Source organism: Comamonadaceae bacterium M7527, from assembly GCA_021044545.1.
Classification (GTDB): domain Bacteria; phylum Pseudomonadota; class Gammaproteobacteria; order Burkholderiales; family Burkholderiaceae_C; genus RS62.
This window is the reverse complement of sequence record CP087990.1, coordinates 232,717-250,264: the sequence shown is the minus strand read 5'-3', so window position 1 is coordinate 250,264 and position 17,548 is coordinate 232,717. Positions and strand designations below refer to the sequence as shown.

General features: G+C 56.5%; 18 protein-coding genes, 1 tRNA gene and 1 pseudogene. 4 read left to right on the top strand and 16 right to left on the bottom strand.

Translation table 11 applies throughout. From position 1 onward, the window contains the following. Nucleotides 1-22: 22 nt before the first annotated feature. The 14 genes and pseudogenes from nuoF to tsaD all read right to left on the bottom strand — a co-directional run bounded on the left by nuoF (nucleotide 23) and on the right by tsaD (nucleotide 12,664). Nucleotides 23-1,378, bottom strand: a complete 1,356-nt coding sequence (nuoF, locus tag LN050_01210) for an NADH-quinone oxidoreductase subunit NuoF (GenBank protein ID UFS57287.1) — start codon at nucleotides 1,376-1,378, stop codon at nucleotides 23-25. A 5-nt stretch (nucleotides 1,379-1,383) separates the two neighbouring features. Beyond that, complete coding sequence (gene nuoE, locus LN050_01205; GenBank protein UFS56527.1) at nucleotides 1,384-1,914, bottom strand: NADH-quinone oxidoreductase subunit NuoE; 531 nt, start codon at nucleotides 1,912-1,914, stop codon at nucleotides 1,384-1,386. Beyond that, on the bottom strand, nucleotides 1,911-3,164 hold the full coding sequence (locus LN050_01200; GenBank protein UFS56526.1) for an NADH-quinone oxidoreductase subunit D: 1,254 nt from the start codon (nucleotides 3,162-3,164) through the stop codon (nucleotides 1,911-1,913). The genes nuoE and LN050_01200 overlap by 4 nt, the downstream gene beginning before the upstream one ends. Before the next feature lie 33 nt (nucleotides 3,165-3,197). Further along, entirely contained in the window at nucleotides 3,198-3,791 is a 594-nt protein-coding gene (locus LN050_01195; protein UFS56525.1) for an NADH-quinone oxidoreductase subunit C, read from the bottom strand. A gap of 13 nt (nucleotides 3,792-3,804) precedes the next feature. After that, a complete protein-coding gene (locus LN050_01190) occupies nucleotides 3,805-4,287 on the bottom strand; it encodes an NADH-quinone oxidoreductase subunit B (protein UFS56524.1) in 483 nt (160 codons plus the stop codon). Nucleotides 4,288-4,367: 80 nt separating this feature from the next. Next, entirely contained in the window at nucleotides 4,368-4,727 is a 360-nt protein-coding gene (locus tag LN050_01185) for an NADH-quinone oxidoreductase subunit A (GenBank protein ID UFS56523.1), read from the bottom strand. A 62-nt stretch (nucleotides 4,728-4,789) separates the two neighbouring features. Continuing rightward, nucleotides 4,790-4,874 (bottom strand) — tRNA-Leu (locus LN050_01180). Nucleotides 4,875-5,118: 244 nt separating this feature from the next. Continuing rightward, the gene (gene secG, locus LN050_01175; protein UFS56522.1) at nucleotides 5,119-5,487 is read right to left on the bottom strand and encodes a preprotein translocase subunit SecG; all 369 of its coding nucleotides are present in this window, start codon (nucleotides 5,485-5,487) and stop codon (nucleotides 5,119-5,121) included. Nucleotides 5,488-5,535: 48 nt separating this feature from the next. Further along, a complete protein-coding gene (gene tpiA, locus LN050_01170; GenBank protein UFS56521.1) occupies nucleotides 5,536-6,276 on the bottom strand; it encodes a triose-phosphate isomerase in 741 nt (246 codons plus the stop codon). A 40-nt stretch (nucleotides 6,277-6,316) separates the two neighbouring features. Continuing rightward, nucleotides 6,317-7,314 (bottom strand): annotated as a pseudogene (locus LN050_01165) (NAD(P)H-quinone oxidoreductase). Nucleotides 7,315-7,351: 37 nt separating this feature from the next. Next, a complete protein-coding gene (pnp, locus tag LN050_01160) occupies nucleotides 7,352-9,484 on the bottom strand; it encodes a polyribonucleotide nucleotidyltransferase (protein ID UFS56520.1) in 2,133 nt (710 codons plus the stop codon). Between the two features lie 317 nt (nucleotides 9,485-9,801). Then, on the bottom strand, nucleotides 9,802-10,065 hold the full coding sequence (gene rpsO, locus LN050_01155) for a 30S ribosomal protein S15 (protein UFS56519.1): 264 nt from the start codon (nucleotides 10,063-10,065) through the stop codon (nucleotides 9,802-9,804). A gap of 110 nt (nucleotides 10,066-10,175) precedes the next feature. After that, the gene (locus LN050_01150) at nucleotides 10,176-11,372 is read right to left on the bottom strand and encodes a branched-chain amino acid ABC transporter substrate-binding protein (GenBank protein ID UFS57286.1); all 1,197 of its coding nucleotides are present in this window, start codon (nucleotides 11,370-11,372) and stop codon (nucleotides 10,176-10,178) included. A 233-nt stretch (nucleotides 11,373-11,605) separates the two neighbouring features. Further along, entirely contained in the window at nucleotides 11,606-12,664 is a 1,059-nt protein-coding gene (gene tsaD / locus LN050_01145; GenBank protein ID UFS56518.1) for a tRNA (adenosine(37)-N6)-threonylcarbamoyltransferase complex transferase subunit TsaD, read from the bottom strand. 102 nt (nucleotides 12,665-12,766) lie between these two features. Here tsaD and cobA point away from each other — a divergent pair, with 102 nt between their 5' ends. The 4 genes from cobA to LN050_01125 all read left to right on the top strand — a co-directional run bounded on the left by cobA (nucleotide 12,767) and on the right by LN050_01125 (nucleotide 15,832). Continuing rightward, on the top strand, nucleotides 12,767-13,594 hold the full coding sequence (cobA, locus tag LN050_01140; GenBank protein UFS56517.1) for a uroporphyrinogen-III C-methyltransferase: 828 nt from the start codon (nucleotides 12,767-12,769) through the stop codon (nucleotides 13,592-13,594). An 87-nt stretch (nucleotides 13,595-13,681) separates the two neighbouring features. Then, nucleotides 13,682-14,938: an NAD(P)/FAD-dependent oxidoreductase gene (locus LN050_01135; GenBank protein UFS56516.1), complete on the top strand. Its 1,257-nt coding sequence runs from the start codon at nucleotides 13,682-13,684 to the stop codon at nucleotides 14,936-14,938. Nucleotides 14,939-15,068: 130 nt separating this feature from the next. Beyond that, nucleotides 15,069-15,281 (top strand): 30S ribosomal protein S21, encoded by a 213-nt coding sequence (gene rpsU / locus LN050_01130; GenBank protein ID UFS56515.1) that lies wholly within the window; start codon nucleotides 15,069-15,071, stop codon nucleotides 15,279-15,281. Between the two features lie 104 nt (nucleotides 15,282-15,385). Next, nucleotides 15,386-15,832 carry a GatB/YqeY domain-containing protein gene (locus LN050_01125; GenBank protein UFS56514.1) on the top strand — a complete coding sequence of 149 codons (447 nt, stop codon included), beginning with the start codon at nucleotides 15,386-15,388 and terminating at the stop codon, nucleotides 15,830-15,832. Between the two features lie 38 nt (nucleotides 15,833-15,870). On the opposite strand, the gene LN050_01120 is transcribed toward LN050_01125, so the two are convergent. Further along, nucleotides 15,871-16,176, bottom strand: a complete 306-nt coding sequence (locus tag LN050_01120; GenBank protein UFS56513.1) for an antibiotic biosynthesis monooxygenase — start codon at nucleotides 16,174-16,176, stop codon at nucleotides 15,871-15,873. 26 nt (nucleotides 16,177-16,202) lie between these two features. Beyond that, nucleotides 16,203-17,543, bottom strand: coding sequence for a metalloprotease PmbA (gene pmbA / locus LN050_01115; GenBank protein UFS56512.1), 1,341 nt, complete (start codon nucleotides 17,541-17,543; stop codon nucleotides 16,203-16,205). Nucleotides 17,544-17,548 lie beyond the last annotated feature (5 nt).

Genomic DNA, 17,548 nt, shown 5'->3' with positions numbered 1-17,548 from the left:
GGTATTACCTATTTTTCAGCCGTTACTCGCCAGTACCTGGCATGCAGGACTTGTGGGCAATGTGGTGCTCAAACTCGTGGCGGAAGTGCTTGATCATGGCGCGAACCGGCATGGCCGCCGCATCGCCCAGGGCGCAAATGGTGCGACCCTGAATCCCGTCAGCCACGCGATTGAGTTGTTCCAGGTCGCTCTCGCGGCCTTGACCGTTTTCTATGCGATCAACCATGCGCCACAACCAACCCGTGCCTTCGCGGCAAGGTGTGCATTGACCACAGCTTTCGTGCATGTAAAAGTAAGACAAGCGCAACAAGCTCTTGACCATGCAGCGCGTGTCGTCCATCACGATGACAGCACCTGAGCCCAGCATAGAGCCCGCCTTGGCGATGGAGTCGTAGTCCATGTCCGTGGCCATCATGATGTCGGCAGGCAACACTGGCATTGATGAGCCACCTGGAATCACCGCTTTTAACGTGCGCCCTGGGCGCATACCACCGGCGAGCTCAAGCAGCTTGGCAAACGGTGTGCCCAGCGGCACTTCGTAGTTGCCCGGGCGCTGCACATCTCCACTGACAGAGAAAATCTTGGTGCCGCCGTTGTTGGGCTTGCCGCACTCCAGATAGGCTTGCCCGCCATTGCGAATAATCCACGGCACAGCCGCAAATGTTTCGGTGTTGTTAATGGTGGTGGGCTTGCCGTACAAACCGTAGCTGGCTGGGAATGGCGGCTTGAAGCGCGGCTGGCCTTTTTTGCCCTCAAGTGACTCCAGCAAGGCGGTTTCTTCGCCGCAAATGTAGGCACCGAAACCGTGGAAGGCATGCAGCTCAAAGTTAAAGCCAGAGCCCATGATGGCGTTGCCCAAAAAGCCTGCTGCACGGGCTTGTTCGAGGGCGACTTCAAAGCGCTCGTAGGTGGCAAAAATCTCGCCGTGAATGTAGTTGTAACCCACGCTAATGCCCATGGCATAAGCGGCAATGGCCATGCCTTCAATGACTATGTGTGGGTTGTAATTGAGAATGTCACGGTCTTTGCAAGTACCGGGCTCACCCTCGTCTGAGTTGCACACCAAATACTTTTGGCCGGGGAACTGGCGGGGCATGAAGCTCCACTTCAAACCCGTTGGAAAGCCTGCACCACCACGTCCACGCAGGGCAGACTCTTTCAAGGTCGCGATGACTTCGTCTTGCGTGAGACCTTCGCCACCGTCGGCGCCCAGAATTTTACGCAAAGCCGCATAGCCACCTCGCGACTCGTAGTCTTTGAGGCCCCAATTGGCACCGGTCAAGTCGGCGTAGATTTGCGGATTGATATGGCGACCGTGAAAACAGGTCTCGTCACCACTGGCTTTGAAATGTGCCAACACGTTGGCCAAATCCATCATGTCGCTCATGTTGCTGCTCCTGCCTTGGCTTGTGTCGAGGGCACAGGGTGCTTTGCGGCTTCAGCCCTGAGCGCCTCCACCATGGCGTCCAGGCGCTCGTTGCTCATGTTGGAGCACATGTTGCGGTCATTCACCAGCAACACCGGCGCGTCGGCACAGGCACCCAGGCACTCGCTTTGTTGCAGGGTGAACAAGCCGTCTGGCGTGGTACCACCCATTTTGACGCCTAGCTTGTCTTCCATGTAGTGCAAAGCGTTTTGACCGCTGCGCAACTGACAAGGCAGATTGGTACACACGTTCAACTTGAAGCGCCCAACAGGCGCCTGGTTGTACATGTTGTAAAACGTGGTGACTTCGTGCACCGCCATGGTGGCCATGCCCAGGTACTCAGCGATGGCCGCCTCAGATGCAGGGCTGACCCAGCCTTGTTCGTCTTGCACTACAGACAAGCAAGCCATCACGGCGGAGCGCTTTTGGTCTGCGGGGTATTTGGCGACTTCTTTGTCAAAGCGTGCCAGCGTAGATTGCGAGATCATCGGTCGATTTCTCCAAACACAATGTCCATGGTCCCAATAATGGCCACCGCGTCAGCCAGCATGTGGCCACGGGTTAGCTCATCCAGGCCTGCAAGGTGTGCAAAGCCAGGGGCGCGGATTTTCAGGCGATAAGGCTTGTTGGCACCATCACTCACCATGTAAATGCCAAACTCACCTTTGGGATGCTCAACCGCCGCATAGGCCTCACCTTCTGGCACGCGAAAACCTTCGGTAAACAGCTTGAAGTGATGTATCAAGTCTTCCATGTTGGACTTCATGCCTTCACGGCTAGGCGGCGCGATTTTGTGGTTGTCCGTTATCACGGGGCCAGGGTTCACACGCAACCAGTCCACACATTGCTTGATGATGCGATTGCTTTGGCGCATTTCTTCCACACGCACCACATAGCGGTCGTAGCTGTCACCCTCTACGCCCACAGGCACATCGAAGTCCATCTCGGCGTACACGTCGTAGGGCTGCGTCTTGCGCAAGTCCCACGCCACACCAGAGCCACGCAACATTGGGCCAGTAAAGCCCATATTCATGGCGCGCTCGGCGCTGATGGCACCCACACCGACGGTACGCTGCTTCCAAATGCGGTTTTCAGTCAGCAGGGTTTCGTATTCGTCAATGTAGTTGGGGAACTTGGCGCAGAAATCATCTATAAAGTCCAGCAACGAGCCTTGGCGGTTTTCGTTGAGCTTGGCCACACCGCGCGCGTTGCGCACCTTGCTGGCCTTGAACTGAGGCATGGTGTCTGGCAGGTCGCGGTAGACACCACCTGGGCGAAAGTAGGCCGCGTGCATGCGCGCACCCGACACCGCCTCGTACATGTCAAAAAGGGCTTCGCGCTCACGGAAGGTGTAAATCAACACGGTGGATGCACCACAGTCATGGCCGTGTGCGCCTAGCCACATGAGGTGGTTCATCACGCGTGTGATTTCAGCAAACATCACGCGTATGTATTGCGCGCGCTTGGGCACTTCAAGGCCCAGCATTTTCTCAATAGCCAGGCAGTAAGCGTGCTCGTTGGCCATCATGGACACATAGTCCAAACGGTCCATGTAGGGCAGTGACTGTATATAGGTTTTGGTCTCGGCCAGCTTTTCAGTGGCGCGGTGCAACAAGCCTATATGTGGGTCAGCGCGCTGCACAACTTCGCCGTCCAGCTCTAACACCAGGCGCAACACGCCGTGCGCTGCTGGGTGTTGCGGTCCAAAGTTCAGCGTGTAGTTTTTAATTTCAGCCATTTGTTTATCCGTTCAACTGGTGCGTGGCCGGGCTTAGTTCAAGCCTGCGTAGTTGTCTTCGCGAATGACACGCGGCGTGATTTCGCGCGGCTCAATCGTGACGGGCTGGTACACCACGCGGCGCTGTTCCGCGTCGTAGCGCATTTCAACGTGACCGGTGATGGGAAAGTCCTTGCGGAAAGGATGACCAATAAAACCGTAATCGGTCAGGATGCGACGCAGGTCTTCGTGACCTTCAAACATGATGCCAAACAAATCAAACGCCTCACGCTCGTACCAATTGGCCGAATTCCACACACTGTTGACAGAGGCCAACACAGGGAAATCGTCGTCAGCGCACATTACCTTGACCCGTATGCGCTGGTTTAACGTGACCGACAACAAGTGCACCACCACTGCAAAGCGTGGGCCCTCGTATTGCCCGTCTTTGTACTCGCTGTAGTCAACACCGCACAAGTCGACAAGTTGACCAAACTGGCACTCGGCGTGATCGCGCAGCGTCAGCGCAACAGCGGCGTAATCCGAGGGTGCCACGCGAATGGTGAGCTCGCCCAGGTCGGTGCTGCTGCCAACAACCTGGTCACCAAGGGCGGCAAGAACCGTGTCTTTTAAGGTTTCAATGGACATAACTGGCTCTCCCCTAAACACGCGCAATGGTGTTGGTGCGGCGAATCTTTTCCTGCAGCTGGATGATGCCGTACAGCAAGGCCTCAGCTGTTGGCGGGCAGCCAGGCACATAAACATCTACCGGCACAATACGGTCACAACCGCGCACCACAGAGTAGCTGTAGTGGTAGTAGCCGCCACCGTTGGCGCAAGAGCCCATGGAGATCACCCAACGCGGCTCGCTCATTTGGTCGTAAACCTTGCGCAAGGCCGGCGCCATTTTGTTGCAAAGCGTGCCAGCGACAATCATCAAGTCCGCCTGGCGCGGGCTGGCGCGAAACACTTCAGCACCAAAACGCGCCAAGTCGTAGCGGGCAGCGCCTGCATGCATCATTTCAACGGCGCAGCACGCCAAGCCAAAAGTCATAGGCCACAAAGAGCCTGTCTTAGCCCAGTTCACCAACGAGTCGTAGTTGGTGGTGACAAAGCCTTTTTCGAAAACGCCTTCGATAGCCATGTTGCGTGTCCGTTCTTAATTCGTTGTGCGCGGGGAATGCCGCTAGGGTTTGTGGTGTAGCGCGGTGAGTGCCTGGTGGGTTACTCCCAGTCCAAAGCGCCCTTTTTCCACTCGTACACAAAACCGACCACCAAAATACCCAAAAACACCACAACCGCCCAAAAAGCAGTTGCTCCCAACTCTTGCAGCACGGCGGCCCAAGGGAATAGGAAGGCGATCTCCAAGTCAAACAAAATAAACAAAATGGCCACGAGGTAGTAGCGCACGTCAAATTTCATGCGCGCGTCTTCAAATGCCTCAAAGCCACATTCGTAGGGAGAGTTTTTGGCCGCGTCTGGACGATTAGGGCCCAACACGTAGCCAATGACCTGCGGGATGATACCCACGGCGATGCCCACGAGCAGAAACAAAATAACGGGAAGGTATTGTTCTAGATTCATAGGTCCGGTCCGGGCAAGCAGTACCGCGCAAACTTGTGTTTGCGCCACACTGAGAACTGTGATGGTGCCGTCGGCGAGACTCGAACTCGCACAGCTTTCGCCACTACCCCCTCAAGATAGCGTGTCTACCAATTTCACCACGACGGCATTTGTCATTGTTTGTGCCGGCTCACAGGGGTATGTCCTGCGCAGCACTCCAATCAGACAAGCCCTAGAGTTTACCCCGAAAAACATTGCGTTTCAGAGCCTGTATGTCTGCTAAACGTGCAAATTAACAGTGTTTTTATATAAGCCAATTCACATATAAACAAAGCCCCGCGGCAGCAGCCCAAAAAAAGGCCACCGCTTAGGGTGGCCTGGTCACAGTTGCCTCAGCTCACGCCGATGCGACTTAGTTGCCGGGAATGGCGTCTGGGGTGACCGGTGCTGCTGGTGGCTTAGTGCCCTCAACTGTTGGCGCAGGAATATCACTTACCGCAGGCGCAATCAGCTCAAGCGCGCTTGAACCAGATGATGCTGGCGGGCGGTAGCCCATGTATGACAAAAACAAGGTGGTGCCCAGAAATACAGCCGCTAACACCGCTGTACTGCGCGACAAGAAGTTGGCGCTGCCACTGGCACCAAACAAACTGCCTGAGCTGCCGCCGCCAAAGGCCGCACCGGCATCAGCACCTTTACCGTGCTGCATCAGAATCAGGCCAATCATGGCCAGCGCTGACAGCAGCTGCACGGCCATCAGGATGTTGGATAAAACGCTCATGTCAAATTACTCCGAGAAAACTTGTTGTAGGTTGGGCTCAGGCAGGCTTTAAGACGCTGCTTGAATAATGGTTAAAAAATCTGAGGCCTTTAAAGCCGCACCGCCAATGAGGCCGCCGTCAATGTCAGCCTGGGCCAACAAGCTCTGAGCGTTGGCTGCATTCATGCTGCCGCCGTACAAAATACGCACGCTAGCAGCCTTTTCAGTGGCTGCCGCCAATTGGGCACGCAATACGGCGTGCACCTCTTGCGCTTGCGCTGGCGTGGCTGTTTTGCCAGTACCAATGGCCCATACAGGCTCATAGGCCACCACAATTTCGCTGACGCAATGGCCTACAGCATGAATGGCTGCGGCCAGCTGGCGCTTGACCACCGCTTGAGTATCACCCGCTTCACGCTGCGCCAAGGTTTCGCCCACGCACACAATAGGTGTCACGCCTTTGGACAAGGCCGCTTGCGCTTTGGCACCGACTTGCGCATCGGTTTCACCGTGGTATTGACGACGCTCAGAGTGACCCACTATGGCGTAGCGCACGCCGCAATCGGCCAGCATGGCTGCGCTCAGCTCACCGGTGTAAGCGCCCTTGTCGGCGACGGATACGTCTTGCACGCCAACCGCCAAGGGGCTGCCCGCAACGGCTTGCAACACATCGCTCACGTAAATAGATGGCGGACATACCGCTATATCGCAGGCTTTGGCTGGCAGGCCCGCAACAATGTCGGCCAACAATGCCGCGTTGTCAGCTTTGCTGCCGTTCATTTTCCAGTTGCCTGCAATGAGTTTGTTCATAACGAATGCCTTTACAGTTCAATGACGCTACAGGACGACCCTATAGGTCAACCGGCCACGTGAGCACTATTTTGCCCACGTGTGCGTTGGACTCCATCAGCTCATGGGCAGCAGCTGCCTCGCTGGCTGGAAAGGTTTTAAACAGCACAGGCTTGATGGCGCCCGCCTGTAGTTTTGGCCACACATGCTCGCGCAGCTTGGCCGCAATACTGGATTTAAAGGCCACCGGGCGCGCGCGCAAGGTAGAGCCCGTAATGTGCAGCCGCTTGCGCAACACCAAACCGGCGTTAAAGCTCGCATTGATGCCACCTTGCACCGCAATAATGACCAAACGACCATCATCAGCCATGCAAGAGACTTCACGCGCCACGTAGTCGCCAGCAACCATGTCCAGCACCACGTCAACGCCCTTGTCCTGCGTGATCTGCATCACTTTTTGGGCAAAGTCGGCTTCGCGGTAGTTGATGGCATGGTCTGCGCCCAAGGCTTTGCACGCCTGGCATTTGTCAGCGCTGCCGGCTGTCACAATCACCGTAGCACCAAATGCCTTGGCCATTTGAATCGCCGTCACGCCAATGCCGCTTGAGCCGCCCTGAATCAACACCGTCTCGCCTGCACCCAAGGCCGCACGGTCAAACAAGTTGCTCCAAACAGTAAAAAAGGTCTCAGGCAATGATGCAGCTTGCACCATATCCAAGCCCTTGGGCACTGGCAAACACTGACCAATCGGTGCGACGCACAACTGCGCGTAACCACCACCTGCAACCAAGGCGCACACAGCGTCGCCACGCTTGAAACCTGCCAAGGCCATCGCGGCCTCGTCGCCACCGACGATAACGCCCGCCACCTCCAAGCCCAGCACATCAGATGCGCCTGCGGGTGGGGGTAGACGCCGGTGCGCTGCAACACGTCTGGGCGGTTGATGCCGCTCGCGTGTACCTGGATGAGCACTTCACCAACACCAGCCACCACGCGGTCGCGCACGCCCAAGCCCAGCACGCTAGGCGGGCCAAACTCGGTGATGTCAACGACTTGCATGGCGGTTGGTTTACTGTGGCTTGGGCCAGGCAGCTGATTATTGCTGCTGTTGTTCCTGCTGTTGCTCACCACCGTTGTCACGGTCAAGCAGCACCTTCATAGACAACTTGATGCGGCCCTTTTCGTCGGTCTCCAGCACTTTCACGCGCACCACTTGACCCTCAGCCAAGTAGTCAGACACCTTCTCAACGCGCTCGTGCGCGATCTGGCTGATGTGCAACAAACCGTCTTTGCCTGGCAGCAAGTTCACCAAGGCGCCAAAGTCCAGCAACTTGGTAATAGGGCCTTCGTAAATGGCGCCCACTTCCACTTCAGCAGTGATCTCTTCAATGCGACGCTTGGCTTCGTTGGCCATGTCACCGTCAACAGATGCGATGGTGATGGTGCCGTCTTCCTCGATGTTGATTTGCGTACCGGTCTCTTCGGTCAAGGCGCGGATGGTGGCGCCGCCTTTACCGATCACGTCACGAATCTTCTCGGGGTTGATCTTCATGGTGAACAAACGAGGCGCAAAGCTTGACACCTCAGCGTTGGCCTCACCCATGGCTTCTTGCATCTTGCCCAGAATGTGCATGCGCGCCTCTTTGGCCTGTGCCAACGCCACTTGCATGATTTCCTTGGTAATGCCTTGGATTTTGATGTCCATTTGCAGCGCCGTCACACCATCAGTGGTACCAGCAACCTTAAAGTCCATATCGCCCAAGTGATCTTCATCACCCAGGATGTCGGTCAACACCGCAAAACGGTTGTCTTCCTTGATCAGACCCATCGCAATACCGGCCACGTGCGCCTTCAAGGGCACGCCAGCGTCCATCATGGACAAGCAGCCACCACACACAGAGGCCATGGAAGACGAGCCGTTTGACTCCGTGATCTCGCTCACCACACGCAAGGTGTAGGGGAAGTCTTCTTTGGCGGGCAACACAGCGTTCAAGGCACGCTTGGCCAGACGGCCGTGGCCGATTTCGCGACGCTTGGGGCTACCAACGCGACCTGTCTCGCCAGTGGCAAAGGGAGGCATGTTGTAGTGCAACATGAAGCGGTCTTCAAACTCGCCAGACAAAGCGTCAATGCGTTGTGCATCACGCTCGGTGCCCAGTGTGGTCACAACCAACGCTTGTGTCTCGCCGCGCGTAAACAGGGCAGAACCGTGTGTGCGTGGCAACACGCTGTTGCGAATCTCTATGGGGCGAACGGTGCGTGTGTCGCGTCCGTCAATACGCGGCTCACCAGCCAAAATTTGGCCGCGAACAATCTTGGCTTCAATGTCGTGCAACAAACCTTCAACGTTGACGGTGTCAAACGTCATGCCGGCAGCTGTTAAGCCCGCCATTACGTCGGCATAGGCTGTGCGGCAAGCTTGCGTGCGCGCTTGCTTGTTGCGGTTCTGGTAAGCGGCTTCCAACTTGGCGCCGCCCAACTCTTGCACCTTGGCCACCAAGGCCTGGTCTTGCTCAGGCGCTTTCCAGTCCCACACAGGCTTGCCAGCATCACGCACCAGCTCATGGATGGCGTTGATGGCAATATTGCCCTGCTCGTGGCCAAACACCACACCGGCCAACATCACCTCTTCGCTCAGTTGCTGGGCCTCTGACTCAACCATCAACACGGCGGTTTCTGTACCTGCAACAACCAAGTCCATCAAGGACGTCTTGCGCTGTGTTTGGCCTGGGTTCAACACGTATTCGCCGTTGATGTAGCCCACGCGAGCCGCACCAATAGGGCCGTTGAATGGGATGCCGCTGATGGACAAGGCTGCGCTGGTACCAATCATGGCGGCAATGTCGGCGTCAACCTCTGGGTTCAGCGACAAGGTGTGTATCACCACTTGCACTTCGTTGTAGAAGCCTTCCGGGAACAGCGGACGAATAGGACGATCGATCAAGCGTGATGTGAGTGTCTCGAATTCGCTTGGGCGACCTTCGCGCTTGAAAAAGCTGCCTGGAATCTTGCCAGCCGCGTATGTTTTCTCGAGGTAATCGACGGTTAGCGGGAAAAAGTCCTGCCCTGCTTTTGCAGTGGACTTGGCCACCACCGTAGCGAGCACCACGGTGCCTTCGATGTCTACCATCACGGCGCCGCTGGATTGACGGGCAATTTCGCCCGTTTCCATGGTGACCGAATGCTGGCCCCACTGGAAAGTCTTGGTAACTTTATTGAACATAGTCATGCGTTGAACTCCTGGTTGTGGTGCGCCGCACCTTTGACATCAAAGGCCCAAAATGGAAAAACGGCGTCTTCGCTTACGACCCAACCACACCAGCAGAACACGATGCCATCCCAAAAAGGCAATGATTGACATTGGCTTTTTGGAATGACACAGCTTCGACCCACTGCATGCGTTGGGAACTTTTGGGGCTTTCGCCCCCAATGGCAACACGCAACATGCGCATCGCCAATGTGCAAAACGCCTGAGCCAGCGAACTGACTCAGGCGTCGTATCTGATTAGTTGGCCTGAATGGCCAAACCAGCCAAAGGCACCGACATTACTTACGCAATGACAGCTTGGCAATCAAGGCCACATAGCGGTCAGCGTCTTTGGACTTCAGGTAATCCAACAGCTTGCGGCGACGGCTCACCATACGCAACAAACCGCGACGACCGTGGTGATCTTTTTTGTTTTCTTTAAAGTGCGGTGTGAGGTAGTTGATGCGCGCAGTCAGCAATGCAACCTGCACCTCAGGGCTACCTGTATCGCCCGTACCACGGGCGTTGTCTTTAACGATGTCAGCTTTAACAATTCCGGTCATGAGTGTTTTCTCTTTGATACTTGCGTGACCAGCAGCTCGCATGGGCTCGCCGCTTGGCACGTGTTAAGTGCAACAAACATTCGTTGCACAGCCGCTGATTATAGCCTGATTTATGGCCGCGTCATAGCGCAGGCTGTTGGCAACGCAGCCTCTTGTGCAGACAGCGCTTGCAACACCCTAAAACCATAGCCGCTGCCCTCTGTATCAAAGCGCACGCCTGGCTGGCCAGCCTTGTCCATCACGGCCACAACCAAGGGTTGCTCAATTTGGTGGTCTGCAACACGCATCACCATGCGGTGACCAGCGACTGTTACATCGGTCTTCTCGAGCGCCAAGGCCACTTGGTAAGCATCAACCTCGTTGCCGCGGGCGTATTGACTTGCGCCAGACAAGGCTTGCGCCAATGCCACCATCATGCCTTGCATGCGCATGTGCACATAGTCGTGTTGGGGCTTGGGAAACGCTGCTTGAAAGCTTTGGTAAAAAGCGTCTGAGGCCTCACCGCCCAAGTTGGGAAACCACTCGGCAACAGCCAGCACCTTGCCCACACCCGCCTCGCCAATGGCCGCTGGTGCGCCCAGGGCGTTGCCGTAAAAGGTGTAAAAAGTACCCTCAAAACCAGCGGCTTTGGCTGCTTTGACCAGTAGCGTCAAGTCGTTGCCCCAGTTTCCGGTGATCACTGCTTGTGCACCACTGGCCTTTATTTTGGCGGCATAGGGTGCAAAGTCTTTGATGCGCGCCATGGCGTGCAGTTCGCGACCCACCACCTCGATATCTGGGCGCTGACGGCCCAGCTGGGCGGCGGCCTCTTTCACCACACTCTGACCAAAGCTGTAGTCTTGGCCAATGAGGTAGACCTTTTTAAGATCCTTATTCTCTCGAATGGACTGCATGAGTGCAGCCATGCGCATGTTGGCATGGGCGTCAAAGCGAAAGTGCCAGAAACTGCAGTTCTCATTGGTCAGCGAAGGCTCTACTGCCGAGTAGTTTAAAAACACCACGCGGTTGGCCGGGTCACGCTCGTTGTGTTTGTTGATGGCGTCCACCAATGCCAAGGCCACTGCCGACGAGTTGCCCTGCACCACCACGCGAATGCCTTGGTCTATAGCCGAGCGAAGCGCTGACAAAGCCTCTTCGGGGCGACTTTTACTGTCAAAACGTACCACCTCGATAGGGCGCTGCGTCTTGACACCCGCACCACCCCAAGCCACACCACCCTGGCTGTTCAATGTTTGTGCAGACCACGCCAAGTTGCGATATACCGCCTCACCTGTATTGGTGAAAGGGCCGCTCAGCCCCTCAATCATGGCGATTTTTATTGGTTCACCGGTTGCAAGCTGGGCAATGGCTGGCACAGCACTGAGCGCACAGAGCAAACCAGTTGCGCCAACAACAACACATGCGCGCAAGCGCGCAACAAACGACAGATCAAACATCAAAAAACCTTTATGTAAATGCGCTTGCCCAGCGCAGCTGGCGCACAGTGTAGGACACTACAGTTGTCAAAAGTAGAGCCTCTCCTGCATGCTGACCCATGCATTTAAGCGTCTATAGCGTCCAGCGGCCAACGCGGACGTACGTTGAAGCTGTAGCCCATTGGTGACTGCGCATCAGGGCTGGTTTGAGGCAACAAACCTGCTTGCCAACGCAGCGCCGCCGCCATGGCAATCATGGCCCCGTTGTCGGTGCACAAATGCAGCTCTGGGTAATGCACACGCGCGTTGACTTTGGTGCAAGCGGCATTCATTTGCTCACGCAAGGCCTTGTTGGCCCCTACACCGCCAGCGACCACCAAGCGCTTAAGGCCTGATTCACGCAGCGCTGTCATGCTTTTTTTCACCAACACCTCAACAATCGCGGCCTGCGTACTGGCGGCCAAGTCTGTAATTTGCTGGTCTGTGGGGCTCTCGCCCAGTTTACGGTGCTGCACCATCACCGCTGTTTTCAAACCCGCAAATGAAAAATCCAGGTTGCCGCTGTGCAACAAGGGGCGCGGTAATGCAAAGGCTTTGGGATCACCCCGCTCGGCCAGCTTGGACAAGGCTGGGCCACCCGGGTAGCCCAGCCCCATGACCTTGGCTGATTTGTCAAAAGCCTCCCCCGCGGCGTCGTCTATGGTCTCGCCCAGCAAGGTGTAGCGCCCCACTGCATCCACACGCATCAACTGGCTGTGACCGCCAGACACCAGCAGCGCCACAAACGGAAATTCGGGTGGGTCTTCACTTAAAAACGGCGACAGCAAATGCCCCTCCAAATGGTGCATGCCCACGCTTGGCACACCCAAGCCCATGGCCATGCCGCTGGCCACGCCAGCACCTACCAGCAAGGCGCCAGCCAAACCGGGCCCGCGTGTAAACGCCACCAAATTGATATCTTGCAAGCGCAGCTGGGCATCCGCCAGTGCTTGCTCTGTAAGCGGCAATACGCGCTGAATGTGGTCTCTGCTGGCCAGCTCCGGCACCACACCACCAAAGTCTTGGTGCATGGCAATTTGACTGTACAAAGCCGCGCCAAGCAGCTGCGGCGTGCCCAGGCTATCGGCTCGCACCACCGCCACGCCAGTTTCGTCACAAGACGACTCAATTCCCAATATGTACATAGCCGACAAGTGTAGACGCGAGCGCGCGTGGGCTGGACGGCGGCGCAGAAAAACTGGCTTTATGCCCCAAAGTCATAACACGCGCCACACAATGGCCGCACCATGACAAACGCAGTCACACATCTTCCAAAAAAACCAACCACAAAGGCGCCTGGCCATGTCACTTTGGTCGGAGCAGGCCCGGGCGAGCCTGACTTGCTCACCCTCAAAGCGGCCAAGGCCATTGCCGCTGCCGACGCGCTGTTTGTAGACGACCTGGTCAACCCGCAAGTGCTTGAGCATGCAAGCGCCACAGCCCGCGTGGTGTACGTGGGCAAGCGCGGTGGCTGTGCATCCACACCTCAGTCCTTCATCATCAAGGCCATGATTGCCGCGGCCAGCAATGGCGAGCAAGTTGTGCGGCTCAAGGGCGGAGACCCATTTATTTTTGGGCGTGGCGGCGAAGAAGTAGAAGCGCTGCAAGCTGCGGGCGTGGGTGTATCCGCGGTAAACGGCATCACATCTGGCCTGGCGGCGCTGTCTGGCCTCAATGTGTCACTCACCCACCGCGAACACGCTCAAGGCGTGGTGTTTGTCACTGGCCACGCCAAACCCGGCGGCGCAGGCACGGACTGGGAGGCCTTGTCGCGCACCGCTCACCAAGCCAAGCTGACCTTGGTGATTTACATGGGCGTCACCAACGCCCAAGACATAGAAGCTGGCTTGTTGCAGGGCCTGCCCACGCATACAGCCGTCGCCCTCATTCAAAACGCCACACTGCCCAGCCAACGCCACGCTGTGGGCACGCTGGCAACGCTGACAAGCACCATGCGTATCAACAACATCGCAAGCCCAGCCATCATGGTGGTGGGCGATGTGGTGCAGGGCTTGCTGGCAGCCCAATTAACAGCCGCACAAGACCCACCAATGGGTATTCAAAAAGTAGCGTAACAGCGCACCAGCACACGGTTTAGCCGGTCTGGCGGATTGCTGGCAAGTGAATGCGAATGGCAACGCTTACCAATCTACACTTAAGCCATGACGCACACGCCAGCAAACCAACCCCATCACCATTACGACACCATCATCATTGGCGCGGGCGCAGCAGGTTTGATGTGTGCAGGTGTGGCTGGTCAGCTGGGTTTGCGCGTGCTGCTGCTAGACCACGCCAGCAAGGTGGCCGAAAAAATACGCATATCCGGTGGCGGGCGATGCAACTTCACCAACAAGGACCTGGACCCACGTAACCCACAGCGTCACTTTATTGGCAACAACCCGCGCTTTTGCAAACATGCGCTGGCCAGCTATACCCCCAATGACTTTTTAGCGTTAATGGCCAGCCACGGCTTGACGTACACCGAAAAACACAAGGGGCAGCTGTTTTGCGACCAATCAGCAGGCGCCATCATCAACATGCTGTTGGCCGAGGCGCAGCAAGGCGGGGTAGACCATAGGCAAGGTGTGCAAGTACTCAGCGCTGGCAAGCAAGGCGACCGCTACACCGTTGGCAGCAGCGAAGGCACGTTTACCAGCGCCAACTTGGTGGTGGCAACGGGCGGCTTGTCCATTCCAAAGATTGGCGCGACAGACTTTGGCTATCTGCTGGCCAGGCAATTTGACATGCCCATGGTCGCTACAAGGCCCGCTCTGGTGCCGCTGACGTTTGACGGCGAACACTGGCAAGCCTTCAAGGACCTGGCCGGCTTGGCCTTGCCCGTACACATACAGGTAGCGGGTGGTGCAGACAAAACCAGCTTTGATGAAGACTTGTTGTTCACGCACAAGGGTCTGAGCGGTCCAGCGATTTTGCAAATATCCAGCTATTGGCAACCCGGCGCTGACTTGCGACTAAACCTACACCCGCAAGAAAACCTGGAGAACAGCTTTGCCAGCCTCAAAGCAAACTCACGCAAACAACTGGGCAACGAACTGGCGACGCTGCTGCCCAGCCGCCTGGCACAGCAGTGGCTGCAAGCTGATGAACTGCTGAGTTCGCTGCGCGAGCGACCCATGATGGACATGCCAGACAAGGCGCTGCGTCGCTTGGCCGAATCGGTACACCAGTGGCGCATCAAACCCAGTGGCACCGAGGGGTATGCCAAGGCCGAAGTGACCGCTGGCGGTGTAGACACCACAGCGCTGAACAGCAAAACCATGCAAGCCAAAGCGCATGCTGGCCTGTACTTTATTGGTGAAGTCACAGACGTCACGGGCTGGCTAGGCGGCTATAACTTTCAGTGGGCATGGGCCAGTGGCTATGCCGCCGCGCAGGCCATGAAGGCTGGCGCGGCGTAGTTTTTTATCCCCTCAAAAAGATCAGCGCTTGGATAGCCACGCAAATCAGCCTATAATCAAAGGCTTTGCTAGCAAACCCGCGCTACTGGCTTGATCCGCTTAGCGCATAACCATTGGAATTTTTGCCGTCATGACGACTATCCGTGTAAAAGACAACGAGCCCTACGAAGTTGCACTGCGCCGCTTCAAACGCACTATTGAAAAGCTGGGCCTGTTGACCGAACTGCGCGCACGCGAGTTCTTTGAAAAGCCAACTACAGAGCGCAAGCGCAAGAAGTCTGCCGCTGTCAAGCGCAACTACAAGCGCATCCGCTCCATGCAGTTGCCCAAGAAGCTGTACTAAGCACACCAGTTGCAGCGCTCACGCAGCGCCGCACCTGACAAGGCCCGCTGAAGGACGCTTCACCGGGCTTTTTTTATGCCTACGCCATCATTGAGAGAATCACCATGAGCTTAAAAGACACCATCACCGCAGACATGAAAGACGCCATGCGCGCCAAAGAAGCACAGCGCTTAGGCACTATTCGCATGCTACTGGCGGCTATCAAGCAAAAGGAAATTGACGAGCAAATTGTGGTGGACGACACCGCCACCATTGCAATCGTTGACAAACTGATCAAGCAGCGCAAAGACTCTATTGCAGCCTACGAAACAGCGCAGCGCCCCGAGTTGGCCGCAATAGAGCAAGCCGAAATCGAGGTGCTAAAGGCCTACCTGCCCGAGCGCATGAGCGAGCAAGAGGTGGCAAACGCTGTGAAAGCCATAGTCGCCCAAGTCGGCGCTACAGGCCCTGGCGACATGGGCAAGGTGATGGGCGCCGTGAAAACAGCGCTGGCCGGCAAAGCCGACATGGGCCAAGTGTCCGCAGCCGTAAAGGCCGCGCTAAAGCCCTGACAAGCCACGCAGACGCTTTCGAGCGCCTTTGAAGTACTTTACTTGGCTGATTGCAGCGCCAAGTCAAAGTGCTCAACCACGGGGGGCTGTGCGAAAAATGGCCCCACGATGGCCCGCCACTGTGGAAACAGTGGGCCTTCGCGAAAATCTACGGTGTGGTTTTCCAGAGTGGCCCACGAAATTTGAAGCACGTAGCGCTCTGCTGACTCAATGCCTTTGTGCACGGTGTAACCCAAAAAACCAGTCGCAACAGACACCACGGTGCTGATGCCTTGCTCAATAGCGGCTTCAAAAGCTGCATTTTGGCCTGGATTGATGCGAATGTCTGCTAGTTCCAAAATCATGTTGGTCTCCAATATGTAGCTTGTTGTTAGGCACCCGCAATCTTCATGCGGTCAATCAGCACAGAGCCTACCGTCTTTGCGCCGTGGTTGTAGGCGTCAGCACCTATGGCCTTGATACCCATAAACATATCCCTCAAGTTACCGGCAATGGTGATTTCCTCCACCGGAAACTGAATCTCGCCCTTGTCCACCCAAAAGCCAGATGCACCGCGCGAGTAGTCACCGGTGACGCCATTCACGCCGTGCCCCATCAAGTCAGTCACAAACAAACCTCGTCCCAGTTTTTTCAGCATGGCGTCCAAGTCATCGCCAGCGGCTGTTTTGCGACTGCGCATATACAGATTGTGTGAGCCACCTGAGTGGCCTGTGGTGCGCATACCCAGCTTGCGAGCTGAGTAACTGCCTAAAAAGTAACCTTGCACCACGCCTGCGCTCACCACGTCTCTGGCTTTTACGGTCACGCCTTCGTCGTCAAACGGTGAGCTGCCCTTACCTTTTGAGACAAACGGGTCCTCGAAAATATCAATGTGTTTGGCAAACACTTGCTCACCAAGGCTGTTCATTAAAAAGCTGCTGTTACGGTACAGCGCGCCGCCGCTGATGGCATGCACAAAACTGCCCAGCAAGCCACTGGCCAGTGGCGCCTCAAACAGCACAGGGCATTGGGTGGTGGCGATTTTGCGGGCATTGAGGCGCGCCAACGTACGCTGGGCGGCATAGCGACCAATGGCCTTGGGGCTTGCCAAGTCGGCTTGGTCACGCATAGAGCTAAACCATGCATCACGCTGCATACCGTCACCCTTGCCTGCAATCACGCTGACACCAATAGCGTGGCGAGTGCTGGCGTAACCACCGGCAAAAATACCAGCCTGATTGGTTTGGCCCTCGCGCATGTGCGCCGCATAAAAATGCGAATGCTGGGCAGAAACCGACGCCCCTTCGCTGTTGGTAATGAGCTTGCTGGTGCCAAGCGCTGCGCGCTCACAAGACATCGCAATATCGGCTGCCGCCGCCGCATCCACTGCCCACGGGTGAAACAAATCCAGGTCTCGCACCTCGCCCACCACGTCTTGCACATCGGGCAAGCCCGCCATGGTGTCCTGGGCAGTAAAGCGTGCAATGTCGTAGGCGGCTTTGACCGTTTGCTCAATCGCCGCTTTTGAAAAATCTGATGTGGCTGCATGACCTCGGTGATGACCCAAGTAAAGCGTCACGCCCAACGACTTGTCTCGATTGCGCTCCACGTTTTCGAGATCACGGTTGCGCACAGACACGCTTAAGCCATAAGCCTCAGACACTTCAGCCACGGCATCGGCCGCGCCCAACTGCTTGGCGCTGCGCAAGGCGTCAAACACCAGCTCTTGCAAATCCG